The sequence below is a fragment of the Janthinobacterium violaceinigrum genome, assembly GCF_009208555.1.
Lineage (GTDB): Bacteria > Pseudomonadota > Gammaproteobacteria > Burkholderiales > Burkholderiaceae_D > Janthinobacterium > Janthinobacterium violaceinigrum.
Genome location: NZ_WFLI01000003.1, coordinates 195,576 through 210,680, shown reverse-complemented (window position 1 = coordinate 210,680; position 15,105 = coordinate 195,576). Strand labels below are relative to the sequence as shown.

General features: G+C 66.2%; 15 protein-coding genes. 8 read left to right on the top strand and 7 right to left on the bottom strand.

All coding sequences use genetic code 11. The features are described from left to right. Nucleotides 1-173: 173 nt before the first annotated feature. The 7 genes from GCN75_RS04025 to GCN75_RS03995 all read left to right on the top strand — a co-directional run bounded on the left by GCN75_RS04025 (nucleotide 174) and on the right by GCN75_RS03995 (nucleotide 7,541). A complete protein-coding gene (locus GCN75_RS04025; RefSeq protein WP_226941075.1) occupies nucleotides 174-1,064 on the top strand; it encodes an STAS domain-containing protein in 891 nt (296 codons plus the stop codon). Between the two features lie 7 nt (nucleotides 1,065-1,071). Then, nucleotides 1,072-1,434: an STAS domain-containing protein gene (locus tag GCN75_RS04020; RefSeq protein WP_099667758.1), complete on the top strand. Its 363-nt coding sequence runs from the start codon at nucleotides 1,072-1,074 to the stop codon at nucleotides 1,432-1,434. Nucleotides 1,435-1,444: 10 nt separating this feature from the next. Further along, a complete protein-coding gene (locus GCN75_RS04015; RefSeq protein ID WP_193317372.1) occupies nucleotides 1,445-1,879 on the top strand; it encodes an ATP-binding protein in 435 nt (144 codons plus the stop codon). Next, complete coding sequence (locus tag GCN75_RS04010) at nucleotides 1,876-2,961, top strand: ATP-binding SpoIIE family protein phosphatase (protein ID WP_226941074.1); 1,086 nt, start codon at nucleotides 1,876-1,878, stop codon at nucleotides 2,959-2,961. The genes GCN75_RS04015 and GCN75_RS04010 overlap by 4 nt, the downstream gene beginning before the upstream one ends. Next, nucleotides 2,958-4,781 (top strand): ATP-binding protein, encoded by a 1,824-nt coding sequence (locus GCN75_RS04005; RefSeq protein WP_152281456.1) that lies wholly within the window; start codon nucleotides 2,958-2,960, stop codon nucleotides 4,779-4,781. Before GCN75_RS04010 ends, GCN75_RS04005 begins: the two co-directional genes overlap by 4 nt. Further along, nucleotides 4,768-6,291: an ATP-binding response regulator gene (locus tag GCN75_RS04000; RefSeq protein ID WP_152281455.1), complete on the top strand. Its 1,524-nt coding sequence runs from the start codon at nucleotides 4,768-4,770 to the stop codon at nucleotides 6,289-6,291. Before GCN75_RS04005 ends, GCN75_RS04000 begins: the two co-directional genes overlap by 14 nt. Nucleotides 6,292-6,419: 128 nt before the next feature. Continuing rightward, nucleotides 6,420-7,541, top strand: a complete 1,122-nt coding sequence (locus tag GCN75_RS03995) for a metallophosphoesterase (protein WP_152281454.1) — start codon at nucleotides 6,420-6,422, stop codon at nucleotides 7,539-7,541. Here GCN75_RS03995 and GCN75_RS03990 read toward each other — a convergent pair. From GCN75_RS03990 to GCN75_RS03980, 3 genes are read right to left on the bottom strand one after another with little or no spacing between them, the layout of a single operon-like run. After that, nucleotides 7,472-7,972 carry a hypothetical protein gene (locus tag GCN75_RS03990; protein WP_152281453.1) on the bottom strand — a complete coding sequence of 167 codons (501 nt, stop codon included), beginning with the start codon at nucleotides 7,970-7,972 and terminating at the stop codon, nucleotides 7,472-7,474. The two genes, GCN75_RS03995 and GCN75_RS03990, sit on opposite strands and share 70 nt — an antisense overlap. A 5-nt stretch (nucleotides 7,973-7,977) precedes the next feature. Continuing rightward, complete coding sequence (locus tag GCN75_RS03985; protein WP_193317371.1) at nucleotides 7,978-8,736, bottom strand: DUF4303 domain-containing protein; 759 nt, start codon at nucleotides 8,734-8,736, stop codon at nucleotides 7,978-7,980. 15 nt (nucleotides 8,737-8,751) lie between these two features. Then, complete coding sequence (locus GCN75_RS03980; protein WP_152281451.1) at nucleotides 8,752-9,675, bottom strand: LysR family transcriptional regulator; 924 nt, start codon at nucleotides 9,673-9,675, stop codon at nucleotides 8,752-8,754. A 123-nt stretch (nucleotides 9,676-9,798) separates the two neighbouring features. On the opposite strand from GCN75_RS03980, the gene GCN75_RS03975 reads away from it, so the two are divergent. Further along, complete coding sequence (locus GCN75_RS03975; RefSeq protein WP_152281450.1) at nucleotides 9,799-10,566, top strand: SDR family oxidoreductase; 768 nt, start codon at nucleotides 9,799-9,801, stop codon at nucleotides 10,564-10,566. A 27-nt stretch (nucleotides 10,567-10,593) separates the two neighbouring features. On the opposite strand, the gene GCN75_RS03970 is transcribed toward GCN75_RS03975, so the two are convergent. From GCN75_RS03970 to GCN75_RS03955, 4 genes are all read right to left on the bottom strand, one after another. Further along, a complete protein-coding gene (locus tag GCN75_RS03970; RefSeq protein ID WP_152281449.1) occupies nucleotides 10,594-11,538 on the bottom strand; it encodes an NAD(P)/FAD-dependent oxidoreductase in 945 nt (314 codons plus the stop codon). Then, the gene (locus tag GCN75_RS03965) at nucleotides 11,525-11,977 is read right to left on the bottom strand and encodes an RrF2 family transcriptional regulator (RefSeq protein ID WP_152281448.1); all 453 of its coding nucleotides are present in this window, start codon (nucleotides 11,975-11,977) and stop codon (nucleotides 11,525-11,527) included. Before GCN75_RS03965 ends, GCN75_RS03970 begins: the two co-directional genes overlap by 14 nt. Before the next feature lie 123 nt (nucleotides 11,978-12,100). Then, nucleotides 12,101-13,492, bottom strand: a complete 1,392-nt coding sequence (locus GCN75_RS03960; protein ID WP_152281447.1) for a cytochrome c — start codon at nucleotides 13,490-13,492, stop codon at nucleotides 12,101-12,103. Continuing rightward, a complete protein-coding gene (locus GCN75_RS03955; protein WP_152281446.1) occupies nucleotides 13,489-15,099 on the bottom strand; it encodes a GMC family oxidoreductase in 1,611 nt (536 codons plus the stop codon). Before GCN75_RS03955 ends, GCN75_RS03960 begins: the two co-directional genes overlap by 4 nt. Between the last annotated feature and the right edge of the window lie 6 nt (nucleotides 15,100-15,105).

The following is a 15,105-nucleotide window of genomic DNA, read 5'->3' as shown; positions in this document are numbered from 1 at the left end:
GCAAATCATATACATCTTTAAATGGCGACAGTTTCTTGCGGAAATATGCACTGATTACGCCACTATGTGCGGCACAGAACATAAGCTATGGCCATGCCTGCCTATAATTTATTCATCACAGCGCGTGCCCGCTTGCGGCCGCGCCGCACCCTCCACTCCAGCCAAGGATGAGCATGAGTATGAAGACGGACACGGTCAAGACGGGCGCGGGCCAGGCGCAACAACTGGCCGGCATCATCAGCCAACACCACACGGAACTGCTGGACGGCTGGATGGCCGGCCTGATCTCCCGCCTGGTGCGGCGCGACAAGATTGCCGAAAACGAGTTGCGCCAGCAGGCCTCGCAATTCCTGCCGCTGCTGGCAGGCGCGCTGGAAAGCGGCGACTCGTTCGACATCGAAGGCGGCGCCTGGGACGACACGCGCCAGCTGCTCGCTGAAATATCGCAGTCGCGCGTGCGCCAGGGCTATTCGCCGATCGACACGGCCAGCTTCATGTTTTCCCTCAAGGAGCCGCTGTTCGGCTATCTGCGCAAGGAAATCACGGCCCAGCCGCAGCAGCTGGGCGACGCCATCGTCAGCACCAGCAAGCTGTTCGATGAACTGGGCCTGCTGACCATCGCCATCTACCAGAAGGCGCGCGAACAGGTGATCCTGCGCCAGCAGCAGGAATTGCTGGAACTGTCCACGCCCGTGGTGCAGCTGTGGCAAAACGTGCTGGCCCTGCCCCTGATCGGCACGCTCGACAGCGCCCGCACGCAGGTGGTGATGGAAAGCCTGCTGCAAAAGATCGTCGACACGGGCGCCCTGATCGCCATCATCGACATCACGGGCGTGCCCACCGTCGACACCCTGGTGGCGCAGCACCTGCTGAAAACCATCGCCGCCGCGCGCCTGATGGGCGCCGACTGCATCATCAGCGGCATCCGCCCCCAGATCGCGCAAACCATCGTGCACCTGGGCGTGAACCTGGAAGACGTGATGACCAAGGCCACCCTGGCCGACGCCTTCGTCGTGGCCCTGAAACGCACGGGCTCCAGCATCACCTACCCGCAGCAGCACTGAGGCGCCCATGGAGAGAATCCCCATCTTACGCATGGGCCGGCTGCTGCTGGTGACGATCCAGGTGGACATGCATGACCGCCTGGCGATGACCTTGCAGGACGACCTGACCACGCGCATCGTGACGGACCGCGCCACGGGCGTGCTGATCGACATTTCCGCGCTCGACATCGTCGACTCCTTCATAGGCCGCATGATCAGCAATACGGCAGCGATGGCAAAAATCCTCGACGCGCGCACCGTGGTCGTGGGCATGCAGCCCGCCGTCGCCATCACCCTGGTGGAACTGGGACTGACCCTGGAAGGCGTGAGCACGGCCCTGAACGTGGAACGGGGGATCAAGCTGCTGGAACGGGGCGGCGCATGCGCATGACGGAGGCGCCGTGCTAGGCGCGCAAGGGCAGGCAGCGGCCCAGCCGACGCAGCAAATCCTGCCCCTGCACAGCGATGAAGACGTCGTGCGGCTGCGCAAGCAGGTACGCGACAGCATGGTCGCCATGGGTTTTGGCCTGATCGAACAGACCAAGATCATCACGGCGGCCAGCGAACTGGCGCGCAACACCCTGCGCTACGGCGGCGGCGGCGAAGCGCACATCGCGCGCGTCAGCGATGGCGCGCGGCTGGGGCTGGAACTGCGCTTTGTCGATGCGGGACCGGGCATCGAGGATATCACCCTGGCGCTGACCGATGGCTACACCAGCGGCGGCGGACTGGGACTGGGGCTGGGTGGCGCCAAGCGCCTGGCCGACGCATTTCACATCGACACGGCGCCCGGCGCGGGCACCACCGTCACCATCGCGAAATGGAAGCTGTTTTGAACCACCAAGAGCCGTACCCTGACATTGCCAGGCAACGCAGTTTTCCCATCGGCGAACCGAGCGAAATCGCCGCGGCCCGCCGCGCCGGCAACGAACTGGCGCGTCACATCGGCTTCGACGACGTGCGCACGGGCCAGCTGGCCATCATCATCAGCGAAGCGGCCACCAATATCGTCAAGCATGCGCAGCGCGGTGAAATCCTGCTGCGCAAGGTGCTGCGCGGCGGCACCAGCGGCATCGAAGTGCTGGCCATCGACAACGGCCCCGGCATGGCGAACGTGCGCCAGCACATGCAGGACGGCCATTCCACCACGGGCACCTATGGCGTGGGACTGGGCGCGATACGCCGATTGAGCCAGGAATTCGACCTGTACACGGCGCCCGGCAAGGGCACGGCGCTGATGATGGTGATATGGGGACAGCACGCCAGCAGCGCCATTCCCGCCAGGCCGAACTGGCAGATCGGCGCCGTGTGCTTGCCGCTGGCCTCGGAACAGGTATGCGGCGACGCCTGGAACGTCGTGTGCGAAGGCCACGAACTGAGCCTGATGGTGGCCGATGGCCTGGGCCACGGCCCGCTGGCGGCGCGCGCCTCGGAATGCGCCAGCGCGCTGCTGGAACACGACACGCCCGGCCTGCCGCCCCTGCCCGCCCCCTTCATCGAACTGGCCCACGGCGCCCTGCGCGCCACGCGCGGCGCGGCCATGGCGGTGGCGCATATCGACACCATGCAGCGCGAATTGCGCTATGCGGGCGTGGGCAATATCGCCGCCTGCGCCTTCGATGCGCGGCAGCGCCGGCATCTGCTGTCGCATAACGGCATCGTCGGCAGCAATCTGCGCAAGGTGCAGGAATTCCGCTTTCCATGGCAGCTGGGCACGACCTTGATCATGCATACGGACGGCCTGCATACGCGCTGGGACCTGGAACAGTATCCGGGCCTGGCGCACTGCCATCCCAGCCTGGTCGCCGCCGTGCTGTACCGCGATTTTGCGCGCGGACGCGACGACGTCACGGTGGTGGTGCTGCGCGAGCACGAGGAACACCAGGCTATGACAGCAGAAGGGACAGGTGCAGCATGACGCAACGCATATTGACGGCCCATATCGGCAGCGAACTCGATGTGGTGGGTGCGCGCCAGCGCGCGCGGCAGATCGCCGCCCTGTGCGGCTTCGGCGTGCAGGACCAGGTGCGCATCGCCACGGCCGTCTCGGAACTGGCGCGCAACGTCTACAACTACGCCGGCAGCGGCAAGGTGCATTTCGCCATCGACGGCTTGACGGCGCCGCAGGTGCTGAGCATCCGCATCGAAGACCAGGGCCCCGGCATCGCGCACCTGGATCAGATACTGGCCGGCACCTACCGCTCGCACACGGGCATGGGACTGGGCATCCTGGGCGCGCAGCGCCTGATGGACCGCTGCCACATCCGCAGCGCACCGGGCGACGGCACGCAGATCACCCTGCACAAGCTGTTCCCGCGCGACGCGCCCCTGCTCGACGGGCAAAGCATCGGCACCCTGTCCGGCAGCCTGCAGGCGCTGCCTTCGGATATCACGCTCGCCGAAGTGCAGCAGCAGAACCGTGAACTGCTGAGCACCCTGGCCGAACTGAAAACGCGCCAGGACGACCTGCTGCAGCTGACGCGCGAACTGGAAGACACCAACCGGGGCGTGGTGGCGCTGTTCGCGGAACTGGACGAAAAGGCCGACCACCTGCGCCGCGCCGACCAGATGAAATCGCGCTTCCTGTCGAACATGAGCCATGAATTCCGCACGCCGCTCAGCTCCATCCGCGCCCTGTCCAAGCTGCTGCTCGACCGCATCGATGGCGAGCTGTCGGAGGAGCAGGAAAAGCAGGTGATGTTCATCCTGCAAAGCGCCGTCAGCCTGAGCGACCTGGTCAACGACTTGCTGGACCTGGCCAAGATCGAGGCGGGCAAGGTCGACGTGCACGCCAACAGCGTGCTGGTCGCCGACCTGTTCAGTGCCCTGCGCGGCATGCTGCGCCCGCTGCTGGTGTCCGATTCGCTCACGCTCACCTTCATCGACCCCGATCCGGCGCTGCACATCCACACGGATGAAGGCAAGCTGTCGCAAATCCTGCGCAACTTCATCTCCAACGCCCTCAAGTTCACGGAAGCGGGCGCCATCATCGTCAGCGCCACGCCGTTGCCGGAGCAGGATGCCATCTGCTTTTCCGTCTCCGACACGGGTCTGGGCATCGCCGCCGAAGACGTGCAGCTGATCTTCGAGGAATTCAGCCAGGTGGAAAACCACATGCAGCGCAAGGTCAAGGGCACGGGCCTGGGCCTGCCCCTGTGCCGCAACCTGGCCACCCTGCTCAACGGCACGGTGGCCGTGGAAAGCACGCCGGGCCAGGGTTCGCTGTTTTCCGTGATCCTGCCCGCCAGCTACCATGCGCCTGAAGGCAGCCTGCCGCCGTGCGCACCCGCCAACGACAACGGCAACGACCAGCGCATCCCCGTGCTGGTGGTGGAAGACAATCCGCCCGTCCGCCTGCTGTATGAAAAATTCCTGGCCGGCAGCGAATTTCGCGTGGTCCCCGCGCGCAGCGTACGCGAAGCACAGGAACGCTGGGAACAGCAGCGCCCTGCCGCCGTCATCCTCGACATCCTGCTGCACGGCGAAACGGCCTGGCACTGGCTGGCCGAGCTGAAAAACGACCCGCTGCGGCGCCAGGTGCCCGTCATCGTCGCCACCGAGATCGACGACGTGCGCAAGGGCCTGGCCCTGGGCGCCGACGCCTATTACGTCAAGCCACTGCCGCGCCAGCAACTGCTGGCGACCCTGCGCGCGCTGATCGGCAATCAACATCACCGGCAAGAGCCGGTTCCGCCGCAAGGCACAACCACCGAGGACAATGCGCATGCGACCGGATAACAATAGCGATGCTCTGATCCTCAACGTCGATGACAGCGACGGCGCCCGCTACGCCAAGTCGCGCATCCTCCAGCGCGCCGGCTTCAAGGTCATCGAAGCGTCGAACGGAGGCGACGCCCTGCTGCGCGCGCGCCAGGACCGCCCCAACCTGATCCTGCTCGACGTCAAACTGCCCGACATCAACGGCCTGGAAGTGTGCCGCCAGTTGAAGGGCGGCGCCGAGACGAACACCATCCTCGTGCTGCAGACGTCCGCTTCCTGCATCGGCTCGGCCGACAAGATACGCGCGCTCGACGGCGGCGCCGACAATTACCTGGTCGAGCCGATCGAGGCGGACGAATTGATCGCCAACGTCAAGGCGCTGCTGCGGCTGGGCCGCGTCGAGCGCGCGCTGCGCGACGTGGACCGCCGCAAGGATGAATTCCTGGCCACCCTGGCGCACGAACTGCGCAACCCGCTGGGCCCAATCCGCACAGCGCTGGCCCTGCTGTGCAAACTCGATCCCGTCGTGCCGGCCGCGCAGGACAATGCGCGCCGCACCATCGCCCGCCACACGGACCATCTGGTACGTCTGGTGGACGACCTGCTCGACGTATCGCGCATTTCGCAGGGAAAAATCTCGCTGCAATGGGAAAGCGTGAGCCTGGCCAGCGTCATCCGCAGCGCGCTGGAAACGAGTTCGCACAGCGTCGAGGCGCGCGGCCATGCGCTGGACGTGAACCTGCCCAGGGAAGAACTGTGGGTCTGCGGCGACGCCGTGCGCCTGTCGCAGATCGTCGCCAACCTGCTGCTCAACGCGGCCAAGTTCACGGCGCCGGGCGGGCGCATCGCGATTTCCGCCGCGCGCGAAGGCGACAACGTGCGTATCCGCCTCAGCGACAACGGCATCGGCATTGCCGCGGCCAGCATCGACAGCATCTTCGGCCTGTTCGAGCAAAGCGGCCACGCGCCCGACCGGGTGCAGGACGGCCTGGGCATCGGCCTGTCGCTGGTGCGCAACCTGGTGACCCTGCACGGCGGCCAGGTCAGCGTGTGCAGTCCCGGCGTGGGGCTGGGCAGCACCTTCGAAGTCACCCTGCCGCTGGACGCGAACGTGCCGCTGCCGGCCGCCGCGCCGGCGCCGGCGCCGGCAGCGGCCACCGGCGGCAGCCAGCGCATCCTCGTCGTCGACGACAACCGCGATGCGGCCGACACCCTGGCCGAATTGCTGGAAATGTACGGCCACACGGTGCGCACGGCCTACACGGGCGCGCAAGCAACCGAGCGCACCCTGGAATTCAAGCCCGACATCATCTTTCTCGACATCGGCCTGCCCGACATGAGCGGCTACGAGGTGGCCGTGCAATTGCGCCAGTTGCCGATACCTCAGCAATTCCTGCTCGTGGCGCTGACCGGCTATGGCCAGGAACACGACCGCCAGGCCGCCCTGCAGGCCGGTTTCAACGAGCACTTCGCCAAGCCCGTCGATTTCGGCAAGCTGGCCATGCTGGGACTGCATATCGCCCCATGAGCGGGGCCGGCCATCCGTTGACCAGGCGTCGGCTATAATCGGCCGATGCCAGGCGCGACAGGTTCGGCCATGCCGCCATGCTGTCGGCGCGTCCGCCGCTCCGGGCACCCCACCACTGGAACCATGACATGAAAACCCGCACGCCGCTGCTGCGCATCACCATGATACTGGGCGCCCTGCACGCCCTGCTGGGCTGGCTGCTGCTGCCTGCCCTGCCCGTGGGCCTGGCCGGCTGGCTGCTGGGCGGCCTGGTGCTGCTGGCGTCGACCATGCTCATGCCGATGACCATCTTCGCCCGCGCCGTCACGAATGATGCGCGCCTGGCCGACCGTCTGGTCTGGGCCGGTTCGCTGTGCATGGGCTTTTTTTCCTCGCTGTTCGTGCTCACCGTGCTGCGCGAGCTGCTGATGCTGATTCCCGCCGTGCGCCAGCACGCGCAGGCGTCCGCCGTGGCGACCCTGGTCCTGGCGCTGCTGGCCACCTTCGTCGGCTTCGTCAACGCCCGCAGGGTGGCGCGCGTGCGCGAGATCGACGTGCCCATCGCCGGCTTGCCGCCGGCACTGCACGGTTACACCATCGTGCAGTTGAGCGACATCCACGTGGGCGCCACCATCCAGCGCGCCTATGTGGAAGCCATCGTCGCGCGCGCCAACGGCTTGCAGGCGGACCTCATCGCCATCACGGGCGACGTGGTCGACGGCACGGTGGCGCAGCTGGCCAGCCATACGGCGCCGCTGGGCGAGCTGCGCGCGCGCCACGGCGTGTTTCTGGTGACGGGCAACCACGAATACTATTCGGGCGCCGCGCCGTGGGTGGCGGAATTTCGCCGCCTGGGACTGCGCGTGCTGATGAACGAACATGCGGTCATCGAGCACGCCGGCGCGCGCGTGGCCGTCGCTGGCGTCACCGACTACAGCGCGGGCGCATTCGACCCGGCCCAGAAAAGCGACCCGCAAGCGGCCATCGCCGGCGCCCCCGCCGGCATCCCCCGCATCCTGCTGGCGCACCAGCCGCGCAGCGCACCCGAGGCCGAAGCGGCCGGCTACGACCTGCAGTTGTCGGGCCACACGCACGGCGGCCAGTTCTGGCCATGGAACCTGTTCGTGCCGCTGCAGCAGCCCTACGTGGCGGGACTGCACCGGCAAGGCCGGCTGTGGATCTATGTCAGCCGCGGCACCGGTTACTGGGGCCCGCCAAAACGCATCGGCGCACCGGCGGAGATTACGAGAATCAGGCTGGTGGCGGCGTAAGTCGGCTTCATGGCAGACAGCCCGTCGGAGACGCGCTTGCTCATAGACAGTTGCACGAACTCAGCTCCCCCTCCAGGGCAGCTGCTTATTTTCGTGCCAAGTTTCAATGCAGTTCGCGAGTCCGGATGGCTTACCCCGTAAGAAAAGACCATGCAGCCCATGTAGATGACAAGCACCGCATAGAACCATTTTGAACGAAAAAAACCGTCCCTGACATAATCGTCAGGGACGATATCTGCGCCAACGGCGGCATCACTTCTTAATGTGCGGAAGAGCTTTCGCGCGCCATACAACTGAAGAAATGTGCCTGCAATAACCCAGCCCCATGAGAACTCAGGGCTTAACTTTCCGCAGCCAGCTAAAAAATGTACATCGATGAATATTGCAATGGCCAATACGGACACAAAAAATATCTTTTTGGTTTTAGGCATTTTATTCACCCCTGCTCCGCCCAGCTGGCCATCCACGCCTCGTAACGCGCCACCACCGCCGGCGGATTCAAACGCGCCAGCGCGCCTTCCACCGGCTCACTGTCGCTGACCTCGAACAGCAGCACGCTCGCGTCGCGCTGCGCGCCCGTGCCGAAGCATCCCTCGGCATCGAGCTGCGCCAGCGCCGCGATGCAGGCGTTGAACACGCCGCTGCGCAAGGTGGTGAAGTCCACGTCGAACGGCAGGTCGCGGTGCGCCTGCAACAGCAGGCGATAGGCGCTGTCGAAGTACGCGCCGCCATCCTCGAACGCCCACTCGGCGGGATTCCACAGCATTTCCTCGCCATACTCCGAGGCGGCCAGCGCCTCGCGGCTATTCGCCATGAAAGCGATGGTCATGGCACTGTCGTCGCTCACCAGCGCGACAGCGTCGATGTGCTGCTCCGGATGCGCGCGGCGCACGGCATCGACTGCCAGGCGCGCGGCGTCCGCCACCAGGCTTTGCAGCAGCGCGAAATCAAACACGGCCGGGTCGATGGTCGTGGCACGCGCCAGCGCATAGCCATCGGCCAGCGCGGCCTGGCCATGGGCCGCGTACGCGGCATGCGCTGCGGCTTCGCTGGCGTACTGCGTGCGCGTCTCCTCGCCCCACGTCATGGCCGCGCCGCTGGCCGTCCAGACGGTCGTGCCGAATACGCGCGCTTCCCGGAAACGGGCCGGCTGGTCGCCGTCGAAGGTGTAAAACAGGCTGTAGTTGCTATGCATGGATTTTTTCATCGTTTAATCGGGCCGTATCTGTGCGGCGAAATCGCGCTGGCGGAACTGCTCCAGCAAAAAATCGACGAACACGCGCGTTTTCGCGGGCAGCAGCTTCTTGCTGGGATAGTACACGGACAGGGGGCCGGAATCGGCATGCCAGCCGGGCAGCAACCGGATCAGGGCGCCGCTGCGCAAGTGTGCCAGCGCGTGCGGCATGGGCAAGAGCGCCACGCCCACGCCCAGGATGGCCGCCTGCGCCATCGCTTCCGGATCGTCAAAGATGGCGCGGGGCCGGCATTCGGCCACGCCTTCGCCGCCCCGGCCATCGCGCAGTATCCAGCTGCGCAGCCTGCCGCTGCCGGCCGAGCGGCGCGCCACGCCGTCGAAATGCGCCAGGTCAAGCGGATGCGCGGGCATGGCTTTGTCCCGCATGAAGGCGGGCGACGCCGTGGCGACGATGTGGGCGTGGCCCAGTTCGCGCGCCACCACGCCAGGCGTCAGCTCGATGCCGCCGCCGATGGCCACGTCAAATCCCTCGCCGATCAGGTCCACTTGCCGGTTGTCGAAATGGCAGTCGGGGATGACGCCCGGATAGCGCGCGATGAAGTCGCCCAGAAGGGGAACCACGTAGCTGCGGCCGAACGACGGCGCCATGCTGATTTTTAATATGCCTGCCGGCTGGCCGCCCTCTTCCGCCACGCCGGCGATCGCTTCCTGCAAGGTGGACAGGGCGCCGCCTATCTGCAGCAGGAAACGCTCGCCCCCTTCCGTCAACGTCAGCTTGCGCGTACTGCGCTGGAACAGCCGCAGTCCCAGGCTCGCTTCCAGCCGCGCCACGTTCTTGCTGACGGCGGCCGGCGTCAATCCCAGGCGGCGCGCGGCCGACGAAAAGCTGCCCAGTTCGGCAGACAGCACGAAAGATTGCAAGTGATTGAGGGCTTCCATGCGCCTATTCTACCCGCTCATTTGATAACAATGGTTGAAAGTGATTGTAATGATTCATGGCTAGCGCGGCAGGAATGAAAGGCAGATACTGAATTCCTCGACTCCTCACTCAGAAAGCACATCATGCAAACCCAAGCCACCACCAGCACCTCCCTGTCACTGCAAGACAAGATCGCTTTTGTGACGGGCGGCTCGCGCGGCATCGGCGCCGCCATCGTCCAGCGCCTGGCACGCCAGGGCGCCACCGTCGTCTTCACGTATCAAAGTTCCGCCGCCGAAGCGCAGGCGCTGGCCGCCAATGTGGAGGCCAGCGGCGGCAAGGCCCTGGGCGTGCAGGCCGATGCGGCCGATGCCGACGCACTGACGGCGGCCATCGACAAGGTGGCGGCGCAGTTTGGCAAGCTTGATATCCTCGTCAACAACGCGGGCGTGTTCCTGCCCGGTTCCATCGACGATTTTTCGCTGGCAGACTTCGACAAGACCGTGGCCGTCAACGTGCGCGCCGTGTTCGTGGCCATCAAGGCGGCCGTGGCCCACATGCAGACGGGCGGACGCATCATCAACATCGGCAGCACGAATGCGCACCGCATGCCGTTCGGCGGCGCGGCCGCCTACGCCATGAGCAAATCGGCGCTGAGCGGCCTGACGCAAGGCCTGTCGCGCGACCTGGGTCCGCGCGGCATCACCATCAACAACGTGGAACCGGGCCCCGTGGCCACCGACATGAACCCGCCCACGGGCGACTTCGCCGACCTGATGCACGGTCTGATGGCCCTGCCCCGCCACGGCAGCGCCGATGAAATCGCCGGCATGGTCGCCTACCTGGCCAGCGAAGAAGCAGCGTTCGTCACGGGCGCCGGACTGAAGATCGACGGCGGTTTTGCCGCCTGAGCCCCGGCATGCGCCACGGTCCCGGCATTACGCCGCCGGGGCCAGTCCGAACATCAGCGAGCGGTGCGCTGCCACGCCAGCCATGGCGCCATCGGCCACCGCGAACGCCACGCTGCCGGCCATGCGGCCCGCATCGCCGCAGCAAAAGACGCCAGGCACGCTGCTGGCCTTTTGCTCGTCAGTGCGCACGAACGGGCCCATGGGCCCCTCTTCCAGCGCGCAGCCCAGCTCACCGGCCAGGGAACTGGCCGGGCGGGCGCGGGTCGCCACGAACAGGCCGGCCATCGCATGGCGGCTGCCATCCTGCATGACCACGTCGGCCACACCGGCGATCTGCGCCACGGGCGCGCGCACCACCGTCACGCCGCGCGCGGCCAGCTGCTCCAGCTGCGCGCCATCGGGCTCGAACGCGCCATTGAGAAAGAAAGTGACCGTGCCCCAGTCGGGCAGCATCAGCGCATGGTGCATGGAGAGGGGACCGGTGGCCAGCACGCCGATGGCGCCCTGCTCCAGTTCATAGCCGTGGCAGTACGGGCAGTGGAAGACGCTGCGGCCCCAGCGCTCGGCCAGGCCATCGACGGGCGGCAATTCGTCGATCACCCCGGTGGCCAGCACCAGCCGGCGGCCCCGGACGAGCGTGCCGTCTGCCAGGGTCACGTCGTAGCCATCGCCCTCGCTGCTGGCCGCCGCCCGCACGGCCGTGCCGTCCAGCCAGGACACGGTGGCATACGCCATCAGCTGCGCCTTGCCCTCGGCCACGATGGCGGCCGTCCCGCTACCGTCGCGGGTGAGAAATCCGTGGGAATGGCTGGCGTAGCGGTTACGGCGCTGGCCGCCATCGACGACCAGCACGCGGCGGCGGGCGCGCGCCAGTTGCGTGGCGGCCGACAGGCCAGCGTAGCTGCCGCCGACGATGATGGCGTCGAACGGGGCGGAAGACGCGGCGGCGCCTTGGAATTCAGGATTGCTCATGCATTGCTCCTTGATGTGTGGCGTATTGTTGGCTGAAGCGTTCGGCCAGGTCGGCCAGGGTGACGGCGCCAAAGCGCTGCATCAGCAGCGCCTGCGCTTCGTCGAAGGCGCCGGCCAGCGACTGGTTGACCACCTGCTCGACCAGGCAGCCCGGCTGGTCGACGCGGTTGCCCATGGCGAAGATGGTGGGCGAACCCACGGCCACGTAAATATCGTGCAGGGTGACGCGGTGCAGGTCGCAGACGATGCGCCAGCCGCCGCCATGGCCCTTGACCGAGGCCACGTAGCCCCGCTCGCGCAAGCCGGCCATCACGCGCCGCACCAGCACGGGGTTGGTATCGAGGTAGGCGGAGAGTTCGTCGGACGTCATCGGGCGTCCCGCGTGGGCCATGTGCAGCAGCACATGGAGGATCGATGATAGTTTGCTGTCGCGTCTCATGTAACCAATGATAGTACATGAAATTCACATATGCAAGCAAGTTGCATTTTTGCGGCATAAAAAAAGGGTCAGACCCTTTGGGTCTGACCCCAGCCGTTGCTTCAGGGTGTATTGTTAACGTGCCTATGCATCCTTGCGCCGGCGTCCCCGCCACCACAGCAGCAGTGCCAGCAGCACCAGCACGCCGACGATGATGCCTGCGCGGGCCAGGCCGATCAGGTTGGACGGCGCGCCGCCATTGCGCAGGGTCGTCACCTGCTCCGCCGTCACCTTGGCATCGGGATTGCCGTACATCTTCTGTACGTAATTACCCAGGGTGACGATCTGCTCGTCCGACAGGGTCTGGCGGAAGGCGGGCATCAGGTGTCCTGCAGCATGACTACCGTTGCCATCCTGCCGCTCCACGCCATCGAGGATGGCCATCACCAGGTTGTTGCTGTTGCTGCGGCCCGTCACCGAGTTGTGGAACAGGGGCGGCAGGCTGCCGTCGAAACTGCCCTCGCCCCTGGCCTGGTGGCAGCTGGCGCACTGCGCATCGTACAGCTGCGCACCCGACATCTTGTTCAGGTTTTGCGGCAGGGGCACGCCGCGGATGGCAGCCAGCTCGTCGCCCGCCTTGCCCCATTGCGTCACCGGCCGCGTATCGGCCTTGTCGCGGATGGCCGGCACGCTCTTGACGTAGTGGGCGATGGCGTTCAGGTCCGCGTCGCTCAGGTGCTTCAGGCTATGGTCGATGGCTTCGGCCATCGGTCCTGCCGCCTGCGCCTTGTTCGCGGCACGGCCCGTGCGCAGGTAATCGACCAGCTCCTGCTGGCTCCAGCCGCCCACGCCGCTGTTGCTGTCCGACGTGATGTTCGGGGCATGCCAGGTGCCCAGGTCGGCGCCGCCCAGTTCCTTCGACAGCTGCTCGGCCATCAGCGCATTGCGCGGCGTGTGGCAGGTGGTGCAGTGGGCCAGGCCTTGCGCCAGGTAGGCGCCCCGGTTCCACTCCATGCTCTTGGCCGTATCGGCCACGAAGGGCTTCTTGTCGAGGAAAAGCATATTCCAGCCCGCCATCGACAGGCGGATATTGAACGGGAACGGCAAGTCCGTCGTTTGCGCCGGCGCCGCATCCACGGCCGCCACGCCGTGCATGAAGTAGTCATACAGGGCGGCCGTGTCCTCGTCCGTCACCTTGGCGTAGGCCGTGTACGGCATGGCCGGGTACAGGTTGGCGCCGTCGGCGCGCACGCCATGGCGCACGGCATCGGAAAACTGCTTGAGCGTGTAGTTGCCGATGCCGTGCGTGGTCGACGGCGTGATGTTGGTGGCGACGATGGCGCCCAATGGCGTGGCCAGGGACAGGCCGCCCGCCATCGGTTTGCCGCCAGGCACGCTGTGGCAGGCGATGCAGTCGCCGGCCGTGGCCAGGTAGCGGCCACGCTCGATGGCCGCCGCATCCGGGCCCGCCGCCAGCACGGGCAGGGCCAGGGACAGCAAGGCGGCGCCGGCTGCCATTCTGAAGGTCGCCATCATGCTGTGCCTCCCGCTTGTTCGTCGAGGATGTGCTTGACGGTGCGCAGCGCCACGGCCAGGCCGTTTTCCGTCGAGTTGCAGGTACCGGACGTGGGCAGCACGCCGGTGCTGCACAGGAACAGGTTGGCGTGGTCGAAGGTGCGGCCCCACTGGTCGCACACGGCCTTGGCGGGGTCGGAACCCATCGACAGGGTGCCGCAGATGTGCTGGTTGTTGGCAAACACGCCTTCCTTGCTATGGCGCAGATTGGTGCCGCCCATCAGCTTGGCGATCTTCTCGAAATCCTGCTTCGAACGCTCGTGGCCCCGCTTCGTGTACTCGTCGATCGAGTAGTGCGCCTGCGGCTTGGGGATGCCCATGGCATCCTTTTCGCTGCTCAGGGCAATGCGGTTCTCCGGATTCGGCAGCACTTCCAGCACGTTTTTCAAGCTCATTTCGCGGGCCGAGCGGAAACGCAGCTGCTGTTCGAATGCCTCGCCAAACACGCCCTTGCCGATCAGCTCCTTGGTGGCGCCGTCGACGCGCGAGATGTTCGTGAAGTCCAGGCGGTACGGCGAATGCTGGCCGCGGAAATCGCCATCGCGCATGGTGTTGATGGAATTGGGGCTTTGCGGGCCCCGGCCCAGCCACAGGTCTTCATCGGCGTCGAAGGTGATCGAGGTGCTCGGGTGGTCCATCAGGTTGCGGCCCACCATGTCGCTGCTGTTGGCCAGGCCGTTCGGGTATTTGTCCGAGGCGGAAACGAGCAGCAAGCGGGGGCTTTCGATGCCGTTGGCGGCGAGGATGAAAGTCTTGGCCGTGACGCGGTGGCTTTTCTTGTCCACGTCGTAGTACAGCGCGGCCGTGATGCGGCCCTGTGCGTCGTGTTCCAGCTTGTAGACGTTGGCATTGCAGACGATCTTCACGCCGGCCGCTTCGGCCTGCTGCGCGGCGATGCCGCCATGGTATTGCGCATCGATGGGGCAGATCGGCTGGCAGCTGTTGTTGCCGCAGCAGGCCGGGCGGCCATCGTAGCCGACGCTGTTGCGCGCCACCGTGTTGCCCACCACCTTGAACGCGGGGTCGAGGCGCTCGCGGATGCGGCGCATGGCGTACGGCTCCGTCACGGATGCCATCGGGAACGGCTGCTTGCGCGGCGAACCCGTGTTTTCCGCGCCCGAGACGCCCATGATCTCCTCCGCTTCCTGGTAGAACGGCTCCAGGTCTTCGTAGCTGATGGGCCAGTCGACGCCCACGCCATACAGGGTATGGATGCGGAAATCGTTCGGCACGTTGCGCCACGCCTGCGCGGCCCAGTGCCACGACGTGCCGCCGAACTGGCGGATGTATTCGGCCGGATACGGATACGGGCCGGCCTGCACCAGATAGCCGTTATCCTTGGGCTGGTAGATCGGGTGCGGCGCGGTGGCGACGGACGGATACGGCGACATCCAGTCGCTGCGGCGCGTCGTGTTGCGGAAACGGGCGACGATTTCGCCGCGCGACACGCGCGGTCCCGCTTCCAGGATCAGCACCGAGGCGCCTGCCAGCGCCAGCTTGCGCGCGGCCAGGGAGCCGATGATGCCGGAGCCGATCACGAGGTAATCGGCAGAGAGTTCTTCAGCCATGATGGC